Source organism: Flavobacterium sp. MAHUQ-57 (assembly GCF_051908335.1).
In the GTDB taxonomy this organism is placed as follows: Bacteria; Bacteroidota; Bacteroidia; order Flavobacteriales; family Flavobacteriaceae; genus Flavobacterium.
Window position 1 is genome coordinate 34,729 of sequence record NZ_JBPZTE010000011.1, and the last position, 13,576, is coordinate 48,304.

At 35.4% G+C, this 13,576-nt stretch carries 12 protein-coding genes; 7 read left to right on the forward strand and 5 right to left on the reverse strand.

What is annotated here, in order from left to right; translation table 11 throughout:
- Positions 1–7: 7 nt before the first annotated feature.
- On the forward strand, positions 8–703 hold the full coding sequence (locus ACS8MM_RS16165) for a hypothetical protein (RefSeq protein WP_379719164.1): 696 nt from the start codon (positions 8–10) through the stop codon (positions 701–703).
- A gap of 194 nt (positions 704–897) precedes the next feature.
- Here the strand turns inward: ACS8MM_RS16165 and ACS8MM_RS16170 are convergent, their stop codons facing one another.
- The 4 genes from ACS8MM_RS16170 to ACS8MM_RS16185 form a co-directional block, all read right to left on the reverse strand.
- Complete coding sequence (locus ACS8MM_RS16170; protein ID WP_379719167.1) at positions 898–2,172, reverse strand: glycosyltransferase family 4 protein; 1,275 nt, start codon at positions 2,170–2,172, stop codon at positions 898–900.
- Entirely contained in the window at positions 2,172–2,546 is a 375-nt protein-coding gene (gene crcB, locus ACS8MM_RS16175; RefSeq protein ID WP_379719170.1) for a fluoride efflux transporter CrcB, read from the reverse strand. Before crcB ends, ACS8MM_RS16170 begins: the two co-directional genes overlap by 1 nt.
- A gap of 10 nt (positions 2,547–2,556) precedes the next feature.
- Positions 2,557–4,998, reverse strand: a complete 2,442-nt coding sequence (locus ACS8MM_RS16180) for a YfhO family protein (protein ID WP_379719173.1) — start codon at positions 4,996–4,998, stop codon at positions 2,557–2,559.
- A gap of 124 nt (positions 4,999–5,122) precedes the next feature.
- On the reverse strand, positions 5,123–5,389 hold the full coding sequence (locus ACS8MM_RS16185) for a DUF4834 family protein (RefSeq protein WP_379719176.1): 267 nt from the start codon (positions 5,387–5,389) through the stop codon (positions 5,123–5,125).
- Between the two features lie 96 nt (positions 5,390–5,485).
- On the opposite strand from ACS8MM_RS16185, the gene ACS8MM_RS16190 reads away from it, so the two are divergent.
- Together ACS8MM_RS16190 and ACS8MM_RS16195 are read left to right on the forward strand one after the other, a co-directional pair.
- Entirely contained in the window at positions 5,486–6,547 is a 1,062-nt protein-coding gene (locus tag ACS8MM_RS16190) for a transporter (protein ID WP_379719179.1), read from the forward strand.
- Between the two features lie 3 nt (positions 6,548–6,550).
- Complete coding sequence (locus ACS8MM_RS16195) at positions 6,551–7,669, forward strand: GTP cyclohydrolase (RefSeq protein ID WP_379719182.1); 1,119 nt, start codon at positions 6,551–6,553, stop codon at positions 7,667–7,669.
- Positions 7,670–7,724: 55 nt separating this feature from the next.
- Here the strand turns inward: ACS8MM_RS16195 and ACS8MM_RS16200 are convergent, their stop codons facing one another.
- A complete protein-coding gene (locus ACS8MM_RS16200) occupies positions 7,725–8,984 on the reverse strand; it encodes an aminotransferase class I/II-fold pyridoxal phosphate-dependent enzyme (RefSeq protein WP_379719185.1) in 1,260 nt (419 codons plus the stop codon).
- A gap of 217 nt (positions 8,985–9,201) precedes the next feature.
- Between ACS8MM_RS16200 and ACS8MM_RS16205 the strand changes: the two genes are divergently transcribed.
- The 4 genes from ACS8MM_RS16205 (at position 9,202) to ACS8MM_RS16220 (ending at position 13,498) form a co-directional block, all read left to right on the forward strand.
- Positions 9,202–10,530, forward strand: coding sequence for an APC family permease (locus ACS8MM_RS16205; RefSeq protein ID WP_379719188.1), 1,329 nt, complete (start codon positions 9,202–9,204; stop codon positions 10,528–10,530).
- 219 nt (positions 10,531–10,749) lie between these two features.
- The gene (locus ACS8MM_RS16210) at positions 10,750–12,030 is read left to right on the forward strand and encodes a DUF2157 domain-containing protein (protein ID WP_379719191.1); all 1,281 of its coding nucleotides are present in this window, start codon (positions 10,750–10,752) and stop codon (positions 12,028–12,030) included.
- A complete protein-coding gene (locus tag ACS8MM_RS16215; protein ID WP_379719194.1) occupies positions 12,020–12,598 on the forward strand; it encodes a GDYXXLXY domain-containing protein in 579 nt (192 codons plus the stop codon). The genes ACS8MM_RS16210 and ACS8MM_RS16215 overlap by 11 nt, the downstream gene beginning before the upstream one ends.
- Before the next feature lie 324 nt (positions 12,599–12,922).
- Complete coding sequence (locus ACS8MM_RS16220; RefSeq protein WP_379719197.1) at positions 12,923–13,498, forward strand: non-canonical purine NTP diphosphatase; 576 nt, start codon at positions 12,923–12,925, stop codon at positions 13,496–13,498.
- Positions 13,499–13,576 lie beyond the last annotated feature (78 nt).

Consider the following 13,576-nt stretch of genomic DNA (forward strand, 5'->3'; position numbering starts at 1 on the left):
TTGTATTATGAAAAAGATTACACTTTTAGTGGCCAGCATCTTCCTGGCAGGAAGTATGGCCTATGCGTCAGAAAATCCTGTTTTTTCTGACAATAATGGAAAAGCTTACGGCAAGCACAAGGCAATTGATTACCGCGATGCAGAACCAATCAGCTTTATGGAACGTGGAATAGAATTTTATGTATTCCCAAATGGAGATTTTGATTTCAACACACGTCCACAAGACTCGAATCCTAACGATGGATACTATTTTAAAACCGCTGGTCGTAGAGGCACAGTTACTGTAGAAAGACATCCGATAAACTACGGAGTACGCATAGAACATGATGCTTTCGGTAGAGTTCGCAGAGTTGGAAATACATTCATCAACTATGATGCTTTCGATAGAGTTAACAGAATTGGTACTGTATATATGAAATACAACAGTTTTGCACTGACACAAATAGGTGGATTACGAATTGTATATGACCGTAAAAGATGTATCATTGATATGTACGGAAACGTAAAAGGAAGAAGCTATGGCTACGATTACCCAAGAGGCTATGAATCGCCAAGAAACGACTATCCTAGAAATGATTATCCAAGAGGTGGTGGTTATGAAAACGATGATGACGATTACTACTACTACAAAGCAGACGGTACAAAAGCTAAAATTGAAGATTCTTCAATGAAAAAAGAAGAAGAAGAAAGAAATAAAAGATAAGTTTTGTGAGACGAGTAGATCTCATATAAATTTGGTTAGGTTGGTTTGTTTATGTTAACTCCGTGGTCGCCATACTACGGAGTTTTCTTTTTTGGAGCTGATTCCCGTCTTCCGCTGTATCTGCCTTTGTTCGTTCCTCACAAAGCAGGATGCCGCTGCAAACGGGGCTAGGGAAATCCGGTTAAAAAGTGAAACTATACTAACTTGGATAATTGTCCGGTAAGATTTTTACGTGAATATTGCTGTAAACCTATAGGAAACACCTTTAATTCATTTTGAAGGTATTTCTCAAAGTGATTCAAAATAGTTGCTTTCAATTGATCTTTTTCAGTATATGTAAAAAAAGTTCCGGTATTGGTCGATGTTATTATTTCGGCAAAGTCAGAATCTTTCGGACCAATTGCCAGTATAGGTCTTTCCGATACAATGTATTCAAAAACCTTTCCTGGAATGATACTTTTCGTTTCTTCAGAATCAATTTCAATTAACAATAAAACCTGTGATTTCCTTTGGTGTTCCACTGCTTCCTGATGTGAAACATATCCAAGATTATTCAAATAGTTATTCAATCCAAACGATGTTATAGTATCCAGAACTTCCTGACTCACTTTCCCCATCAATTTTAATTGAAAATAACGAGAAAAATTTTCATTTTCCTGAATCAATTCACTCAGAGATTCCCATAGGATCTTGGGATTTCTGTCGGATAATAACGAACCAATATGTGCCAATGTAAATTGCTCATCCAAAGGTTGTTTCGTTACCTTTTCTACATCATAACCATTAGTAATCACCTCGATTGGTTTTGTAGTTAGACGTTCAAATTCAGCTTTGGTTGTTTTACTAGTAACTATAATAGTATCAGCGGTATTCAATACGGCTTTTTCCTGTAATTTGTGTTTTTTATCGGCGTATTTTGATAATTTCAATGCCGAATGGTATCCAATTGTAGTCCATGGATCACGGAAATCGGCCAACCATTTCACTTGTAAATCTTCCTTTAATTGCAAACCAATCAAATGCAGACTGTGTGGCGGACCTGAAGTAATGATAGTATCAATTCCGTTTTCCTTTATATATTTTTTTAAATAACTTACAGAAGGCTTTACCCATAAAATCCTAGCATCAGGAATAAACAAGTTTCCTCGCACCCAAAGCATCATTTTCTGTAAGAAAGTCTGTTTCTTCTGATTGGGAATTATCCCCGAACTAATACCTTTCGTATTCTTTTTTGAGAAAACAGATGCCAATCCGTAGGGTTCAACAATTTTATTTTTTAGAACAATTGCTTTATCCGAAACCTCACTTACCAAACCTTCATCAACAATCGGATACATAGGATTTTCCGGAACATAAACTATCGGCTGAATATCAAAATCAGGAAGATATTTGACAAATTTCAACCAACGCTGAACACCGGGTCCGCCTGCTGGTGGCCAATAATAGGTTATGATAAGTACTTTCTTCATTATAATTTTGCAGCAATTAACATTCCACACCACGTCATTGTAAAGCCGATTAGAACACTCAAAGCAGTATAAAGCAACATCGTTCCTGTTTGATTACTCTGAAGTAATCCGACATTTTCAACAGAAAAAGCCGAAAAAGTAGTAAAACCTCCACACAAACCGGTAATTAAAAATAGTTTCATCTCTTTTGACAATACATTGTATTTCTCAAAATAGCCAAAAAACAATCCGATCATTAAACACCCTATACAATTAACCAGAAATGTTCCTATTGGAAAAGCCGTAGTACTCCATTTTGCGACAACACTGTTCATAAGATACCGCAAAACACTTCCTATCGCTCCTCCGACAGCTATGTAAACAATGGTTTTCAAAAAAATCGGTTTAGCTTGCTATTTTTTTTCGGTTTAGATAAACACCACCTCCTCCAATTAATAGAAACATTACTACAAAACTAATTAAAGCAATGGTACTTCCGGTTTTAACGACTTGCGGTTCGAATTTAAAGTCAATATTGTGTTTTCCAGCTGGAATTCTCAAACCTCTAAGCGCATAGTTCACTCTATCGTGATTTACTGGTTTCCCGTCTATGTAAGCATTCCATCCATTCTTATAATACATTTCCGAAAACACGGCATAACCTTCATTAGGATTGTTGGAAACATATTTCATCTCGTCAGGTTCGTAGGAAATCAATTGAATTTTAGAACCTTCTGCATTAAATTTTTCTTCCTTTGCATTCGGGTTTACCTTATAAATCAATTCATCATTTGATCTCAAATCTTTAACCGCAACATTTTTAGTATCCAATTTATCCAATGCTTTCATTTCAGCATCAGCTCCATTTACAAATTTCAATTCATTAACAAACCATGCATTACCATTGGCTTGGGTATTTAAAATAGTTATTTGCTCTCCTTTTTCATTGGTTTGAATCAAATATTTCACATTCAGCATGTTTAAAACCTGCATGTTGTTTTTGGTAATCTGATAGTCAAACAACTGTTCCATACGTTTTGGCTTCACTGCAGAATAACCACCGATGGATTTATGGAAATACGACGTTCTTGCGTTCATTAAGGCGTCACCCGAAACTTCAAATACACGATAATGCGATTTGTCTTTTCTGATTTCGGCATCGAAAGACGTTTCTACAAAAGGTTCGTCTACTTCAACCGGATTCACAAAACTTTCGGCGTTTACATAGTTTCTGTCAATTAAAAACAAATCGGCAACCATTAAAATTCCAACCACAACAACTCCCGCTTTAGAAGAAATGGTATTTTTTATTGTTAGGTACAATGCACCAAATGCAAGTAAAATAAATAACCCAGAACGTAATAAATCACTAGTATACATTGATTTACGATCTGCCTTTAAGGCATCTACAAATTCCGGCCCATATGTTTGTCCTAAATATCCATCGCTACCTCCTGCAAAACTGAACATTCCTTTAGCCAATAGAAGTACAACTAAGATTCCGCCGGTAACTGCAGCCGATTTCCAAAGCGCATTCCATTTCTCCTTTTCCTCTGCTTTAAAGAAACTTTGCAATCCCATCAAAGCCAAAGCAGGCATACATATTTCTAAAATTACCTGAATTGAAGAAACGGCTCTGAATTTATTATACAAAGGCACATAATTAATGAAGAAATCTGTAAGTAATGGGAAGTTTTTTCCCCAAGACAATAGCAAAGAAACGATTGCGCCTCCTAAGAAAGCATACTTTAATTTTCTATCATCAATAAATAAAGCGATAACAGCTAAAAAGAAAACGATTGCACCAATATAAGCTGGAGCAGAAACGCCGGGCTGATCTGCCCAATACATTGGCAAACCTTTTACAATTTCTTTAGCCTGATCTTCTGGAACATTATTGGAAATTACAAATTCATACATTTCCGAATTAGTTCCTACATTTTCACTATTGGAACCACCAAAAATTCTCGGTGACAATAAATTGAAACTTTCCGCAATACCATAACTGTACGCGGTTATATAATCGTAGCTAATGGCGTTTTCATTAGTATTTTTAGATCCATCAGGATTGAACGTCAAATCGTTTTTACCACGATTACTTTCTTTGGCATACTCTTGTGTAGCCAAAATACCAGTAGCATTGGTACCAATAGCCACTAAACCTGCAACTACAAATACTCCAAAACTGTACATTAACGTTTTTAATTCTTTTTCTTTGATTGCTTTGTAAGTATAAAATGCGGTCAAAACCAACAAGAATATCAACAAATAATACGTCATTTGAAAGTGATTCGCATTAAGTTCCAAAGCGGCAGCAACCATGGTGAGCAAACCACCTACTATCCATCGTCTTTGGTAAACTAATATAGCTCCGGCTATAACCATAGGCATATAAGCTATGGCATGCGCTTTGGCATTATGTCCTACACCTAAAATGATTATCATATAGGTCGAAAAACCAAAAGCTAAAGCTCCAAAAAAAGCTTTTAATGGTTTCATCTTTAAGACTAAAAGCAGTATATAAAAGCCTAAAAAGTATAAAAATAAGTAATCAGCTGGACGTGGAAGAAAACGCAATACACTGTCTACTTTTTTGATGTAATTATGCGGATATTGAGCACCTAACTGATAGGTAGGCATACCTCCAAACGAACTGTTTATCCAATAGGTTTCTTTCCCTGTTTCTTGTCTGTAATCAATTAATTCTTTTGCAGTTGCCTTGTATTGAACGATATCAGATTGTAGAATTTTTCTTCCTTGTAAAACAGGATAAAAATAGATAATTGCAATCAATACGAAGCCTAATAAGGCCAATGCGTGTGGATAAAAACGCTTCAGTTTGTCCATAAATATTCAGGTTATTCAAATCAAGGCGTGAAGATACGTTAAATTTTAGATTTAAAATACCCCGTACAATATTTTTGATTTTTGGCGGTTATGAAGAATAATCGAAAACCAAATGTTTCAGAAATCAATCAATTTCCTCGTAGTCAATATATTCGCCTACTTGTTTTTTGGATACGGGATTGCCTTCTTTCTTTGGAGTAGTAAAATCCTGATTGGTTTGCTGATTAAAATTACCTTGCTGGTAATGACGATTAAAATTTTCTTGCGCCTTTTCCATCATGTTTTTCATGATCATAGGCATGAAAATGCGGGTCAAAATTTTAACTAAGTAATAAAATCCGATGATATAAATAATGACTTTTAACAAGCCCATTGGAGATGCTTCTTGCATGATTCATTTTTTTTTCAAAAATACGGATTATTGGCAATCACATTCTTAAAATAAAGATAAAATATGTTACATTTGATTTTCTCAAATACTATAAAAATGAAATTACTCAGATTGATTGTATTAGGAAGTTTACTATCCGCTTCAACCTCAACCTACTCGCAATTCACAGACCAGATCAATTCCAACCGTCCCGGAAAATCTGCCGGAGCTTTTGCGGTTGGTAAAAAAGTATTCCAATTGGAATCAGGGTTGTATTACATCAATGAAAACCACGATGTTCTTGATTATAAAGCCAATGGTTTTGGTTTAGATCTCACTGCTCGTTACGGTATCTGGAGAGAACAGTTCGAATTAACTTTGGACGTACAATACCAAATGGATAAATACAAAAGCGTCATACTGAACGATAACAGAAGTGGCTTACGAAATACTACATTAGGTGCAAAATACTTGTTTTACGATCCGTATAAAAAAGGTGAAGAAAAACCTAATATTTATAGCTGGAAAGCCAATAAAAAATTCAAATGGAAAAGCCTTATTCCTGCAATCTCAGGTTACGCAGGAATTAATTATACTATGGACAATGACTACAGTATCCCAAACGAAGCAACTGTTAGTCCAAAAATTATGTTGATTACCCAAAACCACTTCAAAGGAAAATGGGTTTTTGTAAGCAATTTAATTGCCGACAAAATCACTTCAGATGCTAAAAACTTCGGTTATATCCTTACCGTTACCTATGGTGTAAATGAAAAATGGTCGGCATTTCTAGAAAACAAAGGAATAAAAGGCGATTATTACTCTGACGGAATTTTCACTTTAGGTGCCACTCACTTATTGATGGACAATTTACAAGTCGATGCTTCTATCAGTAAAAACATCAAAACCACTCCTGGATTGGTTTATGGCGGTATCGGTTTCTCATGGCGTTTCGATAAAAAACACAAAGACATCGAAATCAAAGATGGAAAAGAAGTAAAAGAAAAGAAAGAAGAAAAATCTAAAAACGGAGTCTTATCCGAAGAAGATTTGAAAAAAGCAGAAGAAAAAGCAGCGAAAAAGAAACGTAAAAATAAAGACGAAGATTTACCTGAAAAATCTACACAGGAACAAGAAGAACAAAAAACAAAACGTTTAGAAGACGAAATTGAACCCTAAGCCATGATCAAAATAATTGAAGCCAATTCTAAAGATGCAATCAAACAATTTGTTAAATTCCCCTTTTCACTATACAAAGACAGTCCGTATTGGGTACCTCCTTTGATTCAGGAAGAAATCGAAACTTTTGACAAAACCAAAAACCCGGCTTTTAGTAATGCCGAAGCTCATTTCTACTTGGCTTATAAAAACAATGCAATTGTAGGCCGAATCGCTGCCATTATCAATTGGGATGAAGTAAACAATCAAGGAAAAAAGAAAGTGCGTTTCGGATGGTGGGATGTCATAGACGATATCGAAGTCACCAAAGCATTACTTGAAAAAGTGTACGAATTCGGACGACAAAACAACCTAGAGCATGTAGAAGGTCCAATGGGTTTTTCCAACCTAGACAAAGTAGGTGTTTTAACCGAAGGTTTCGACGAAATAGGCTCCATGATTACTTGGTACAATTTCCCTTATTACAAAACCCATTTAGAACAATTGGGCTACGTAAAAGAGAAGGAATATCTGGAAAACAAATTCCCTTTTTCGAATGTAAAACCGGAATTCTTCTTGAAAGCACAGGAACTGATAAAAAAACGCTACGAACTTCGACCTGTCAACTTTACCAAAACAAAAGACATCATGCCGTATGTGGATGAAATGTTTGACCTCTTCAATCGATCGTATGCCAACTTATCGTCTTTTGTTGCTATTAATGATGTACAGAAAGAATATTTCAAAAAGAAATACATTGGTTTTATCAATCCGGAATACATCAAATTTGTAGTGGATAAAGACAATAAAATTATTGCTTTCAGCATCGTAATGCCAAGCTTCGGCGAAGCACTACAAAAAGCAAAAGGTAAACTATTCCCTTTCGGTTTTTATCATTTGCTAAAAGCTAAAAAACAAAGCAAAGAAGTATTATTCTATCTTATTGGTGTCGATCCAGAATACCAAAGCAAAGGTGTCACAGCGGTTATTTTTAACGAATACTACAACACCTTCAAAGCCTTGGGTATCGAACAATGTGTGCGTACTCCGGAATTGGAAGACAACGTTGCCATCCATAATATCTGGAAACACTTTGATCCCGTTATTTTCAGAAGAAGAAGAACCTACAAAAAAGATTTATAAAATAAAAAACCATCCTAATCTGGATGGTTTTTTTTATAGGTTTCATTTTCTTAAATTAAGAAACGTCAACTGTCGTTTTATCAGCAATCGCTTTGTACGTTCCGTTTGTCAATTTCTCACGGATCGCTTCAAAGGCAGACAATGTCTCAGCAATATCTTCTAATGTATGCGTCGCTGTAGGAATCATTCTTAATAAGATAATTCCTTTAGGGATTACCGGATATACAACGATAGACAAGAAAATATTATAGTTTTCACGTAAATCGTTCACCATTACCATTGCTTCTGGAATAGATCCTTCTAAATATACTGGAGTAACACACGTATTAGTATCTCCAATATTGAATCCTCTTTCTTTTAATCCGTTTTGTAATGTATTTACGTTCAACCAAAGTTTGTCTTTTAACTCTGATGATTTACGCAATAACTCCAAACGTTTCAATGAACCAATTGTTTGAATCATTGGTAACGCTTTAGCAAACATTTGCGAACGTAAATTGTATTTCAAATAATCAATAATATCTTTATCTGCTGCTACGAAAGCTCCAATATTAGCCATCGATTTTGCAAACGTAGAGAAATACACATCAATTCCGTCTTGACAACCTTGCTCCTCACCTGCTCCAGCACCTGTTTTACCTAATGTACCAAATCCATGTGCATCATCCACCAATAAACGGAAATTGTATCTGCTTTTCATTTCAACAATTTCTTTCAACTTACCTTGTTGACCGCGCATTCCGAAAACACCCTCAGTAATGAATAAAATTCCTCCTCCAGTTTCTTCTGCTAATTTAGTCGCACGTTGTAAGTTTTTCTCCATGCTTTCAATATCGTTGTGCTTATACGTAAAACGTTTACCCATATGCAAACGAACACCGTCAATAATACAAGCATGTGCATCCACATCATACACAATCACGTCATTCTTGGTCACTAAAGCATCAATAATAGATACCATTCCTTGGTAACCGAAGTTTAATAAATAAGCTGCTTCCTTCATTACGAATTCAGCCAATTCATTTTCCAACTGCTCGTGGTACGTTGTATGACCTGACATCATACGCGCTCCCATCGGATAAGCCGCTCCGTATTGCTGAGCCGCTTCAATATCTGCTTGACGTACTTCTGGATGATTTGCTAATCCTAAGTAATCGTTAATTGACCAGTTTAATATTTCTTTTCCGTGGAATTGCATTCTTGGTCCTAATTCTCCTTCCAACTTAGGGAAAACATAGTAACCCTCTGCTTGTGAAGCCCATTTCCCTAACGGACCTTTATTGTTTTGAATTCTTTCAAATAAATCTTTCACCATGATAAAATTGTGTTTTAAAAACGCCCCAAAAGTAATTATTTCTGTCTTTTAAACATAATTATTTAGCAAAATAATGCACTCTTTTTTACGAACAGCCGTCTCTTTATTTCTTAAAAATCAAAGCTTATAAATTTTAAAACCATATATTTAGCTTCACAAAACGAAAGTAGTTTCACAAAAGCACTTTCCTTCATTTATAATTCTGCTATTCTTGGCTATGATCGAAAAAAATTCTTCAGAAAAAAACAATCTTAAAAGTATTTTAGGAGTAGGTTTTGGCATTGCCGTTACAATTGGTGGTGTCATTGGTTCGGGAATCTTATACAACCCTGGCATCATTGTCGGTTTGCTACAAAATCATTGGCTCATTCTTCTGTGTTGGCTATTGGGCGGATTGTATTTAATGATGGCTATTGGTGCTTATTCCGAATTAGGAACAATGATTCCGAAAGCCGGTGGCCCTTATAACTACGCCGAAAGAGCATTTGGCCCCTACCTAGGTTTTCTTACAGGTTGGTTTGACTTTCTGGTCAATTCGCTCGCTCCTGCTTATATTAGTATTGCCATCGCCGAATATTTAGCGCTCTTGTTTCCAACTTTAAAAGGATACGAAATTCTAATTGCCATTAGCATCGTGGTTGCTTTTACTGCATATCATATTGGTGGTGTGAAAAACGGAGATATCTTTCAAAAAATCACAAGTTTGCTGAAAGTTTGTGTTTTCGCTTTTCTGATTATCGCTTGTTTTTATTTTGCCTTCGGAAAGAGTTTGCTTTTTAATGAAACAACCAATACAACTCCTTTGGCTCAAGGTGGAATAATCATTGCTATTTTTAAATCGCTCCAATTGATTATCGGAACGTATGGAGGATGGAACGCTGCTTGTTATTTTGCCGAAGAATTTAAAAACCCGGGTAAAGAATTGCCTAAATCGCTCTTCATCGGTGTCATTATTGTCATTATCATTTATATTCTTTTCAATACGGCTTTATTAAGTGTGGTACCAACCGCTGTTTTATCAGGCTCTTCTCTTGCTGCTTCCGATGCAGCTACCCTAATTTTTGGCAAAACCGGAGGTGTAATTTTTACCTTGATTGCCATTTTATCACTAACCAGCATCCTCAATGCTTTTATCATGGTGCCTTCGCGAATTTTATTTGGTTTAAGCCGAAGTGGCCATTTTATTCCTCAAGGTGCTATTATCAACAAAAAAGGATCTCCATACATTGCTATGGGTATCATTTGCCTACTCGAAATCGTTTATATTTTTTCCGGGTCTTTCTCCGAATTGTTTGCATTAGGTACTTTCACCGTATTAATTGTCGACGGATTAGCCTATGCTTCGGTAATTAAATTACGAAAATCGGAACCGGATTTACACAGACCTTATCGCCAAAAAGGATTCCCTTTCAGTAGTTGGCTTCTAGTTGGTGTCGTGCTTGCTTTATTAACAGGGTTTGCCATTGCCGATTATAAAAGCTTACTTATCCTAATTGGGATTGTTATTGCTTCTTATCCTGCATTCAATTTGTTAAAGAGGAAATAAACAACCTTTTGAAGAAATAGCGAAACATCTTTGAAGTTTCTTTCTGTGAATTTGGAATTTATTCCTTCTACCAAAAGAAAACGCTTTACTGTCAAAAGACTTTTACTTCCTGTCATTATGAAATTTCTTTCGGTAAAAAGGAATCCAACAATCGAATACTCAAATTATCGAACAATCTAAAGAAAAAAACCTACATTAGTTACATCTTAAATTATTCGAATGTCAAATAACATCTTGAAAGAACTACCGGAATTGCTGTCAAACGGAATTATCACCGATGAAGTTGCAGCAAAAATCACCGACTATTACAATAGAAAGGCATCTACAAATCCAAACCGCCTCTTTACCATTTTTGGAATACTGGGAGCGCTCTTGGGCGGCTTAGGCATTATATTAATTGTAGCACATAACTGGGATAACTTTTCCATTACTACAAAAACCGTAGTGGCATTTATCCCTTTGGTACTTGGCCAAGTGGCTTGTTGGTATACATTGAACAAACTACCGAACTCAATCACATGGAAAGAAAGCAGCGCTACATTTCTGGTATTCGCCATCGCCGCAACCATCTCATTAATTGCCCAAATTTACAATCTCCCCGAAGACATGGAAGGATTTCTACTAACATGGATCGTACTTTCTCTTCCATTAGTATACATCATGCGCTCTTCATTCACATCACTTCTCGCTATCCTAGGCATTGTCTGGTATTGCTCGGAAGCACATTACGATTATCCAAAATCAAATGGATGGATACATTGGTTATTACTACTAACACTCGTTCCTCATTATTATAATTTAATTAAAAACCATCCATCATCGAACTTTACCCGATTCCACCATTGGTTTTTCGCAGGTTCCCTTCTTTTTTGTCTACCTAGTATTTCTAAAGAACCCAACACATTAATGCTTATCGGTTTTGCATCGTTATTGGCTATATTTTACCTCATCGGAAAACAAAATTTCTTTTTGAACAACAATCAAAACCGAAATGCGTATTGGCTCATTGGAAAAGCCGGCACACTATTTCTACTCTTTATTCTTAGTTTCAAATTTCCATGGAACGAAATAGGAAGAGAAAATGAGAAGTTAAATCAATTGGATTCATTGGTATGGATCACACTTTTCATAACAGCAATTGTACTATTGTATATACACCTAAAGAAAACCGAACTTTTAAAAATCAATCCTGTAAGCCTTGGATTTGTCCTCATTACGATTTTGTATAGTCTCGCAGGAAATGAAAACGCCTTTATTATTACTGTCGTTAATATATTTGTTCTCGCTATTGGTGTTTCAGAAATTAGAAATGGAGCCGAAAGCAACAGTCTATACAAACTCAACTTCGGGTTACTGATTATTTCCATATTAACCATTTGCAGGTTTTTCGATACCAATATGAGTTTCGTTGTTCGAGGCGTATTATTTATCGGTATCGGTCTTGGTTTCTTTCTGATGAATTACTATCTACTAAAAAAACGCAAACAAAATGAAAACTAAAACCCTAGTCCTTATAGCATTTTTTGTTATGGTTTTTGCGCAACTTGCTGTTCCAGTTCAAATGGTAACGCACAACAATGACGTACTGGAAACCGGAAAATTGTACAAATTCAAAACACAACCTATTGATCCCTATGATCCCTTTAGAGGTAAATACATCAACCTATCATTTGAAGAAGATGATCTTTTCATCAAAAAAGAAATTCCAACAGCCAATGCTATTTATGCCACGCTTACCACTGAAAAAGGGTTCGCAAAAATCAGTAAAATTAGTAACCAAAAACCAAAAAGTGGTGATTACATTAAACTGAATGACGTTAGAATGTATAAAACTGTAGACCAATATCAAGTACTTTTAAACTTTCCTTTCGATCGCTTTTACATGAACGAATACAAAGCACCCGAAGCAGAAAAACAATACAACCAAGCCGTATCAGCAATACAAAACAATGTGTATGCATTGGTCGCTGTAAAAGATGGAGAGGCAATTGTGAAAGATGTAATTATTAACAACATTTCAATCAAAGAATACAGCAAGCAAAAGACTAAAAAAGAAAAGCCACTCTAAAGAGTGGCTTTTCTAACGAATTAATCTTCTAAAATTAAAGAACAAATTCTAAATGGAGTTAAAATTTTGAAAAATAGTGAAACAGATGTGGTATTAACTTTTAAAAAACATTTGACTTTTGTCCCCAATCTAATAGTTTTTTGTAGTATTCTGTTCTCTAGGTTTTTTAATTCATTCTTTTTAAGATTAGATTCTAGTTAGTTTGCTTGTTCAATTAAAACTTATATGTCAAAAGTATATCAGATATCTGAATGTAGTGTACGGTTTTTCCGCATTTCTTGTTAAACTTTAGATTTTTCTTACTTTTGAAAAAAATAACACTCAATGCAACTCGTATTCGCTTCCAACAATAAAAACAAGATCAAGGAAATTCAACAATTAGTTCCTTCACATATTAAAGTAGTAAGTCTTGAAGATATCGGATGTTTTGTAGATATACCTGAAACGGCTACTACTATAGAAGGCAATGCCCTACTTAAAGCCAATTATGTAACCGAGCATTTTGGATATCCCTGCTTTGCCGATGATAGCGGATTGGAAATTGATGCTTTAAACGGTGAACCCGGAGTTTACTCTGCTCGTTATGCCGGACCACAAAGAAGTGATGAGGATAATATGAATAAGGTATTAAGCCTACTGGAAAATGAAACCAACCGCAAAGCCAACTTTAAAACGGTCATCGCACTAAATATAAATGGTGAACAACATCAATTCACCGGAATTATTAATGGAACCATAATGACCGAAAAGAAAGGCAACAATGGATTCGGTTATGATCCTATTTTCACTGCTGATGGATACTCCAAAACTTTCGCCGAACTCACTTTGGAAGAAAAATCGGCTATAAGTCACCGTGGTAAAGCGGTAAAATCATTGATTTCTTACTTAGAATCTCTTTAATTTTTTTGATAAATTCTCAACAAACCCACGCTTAAATCTGTAATTCTTCAATCTTTTTCAACATCCATTTTTATAAAT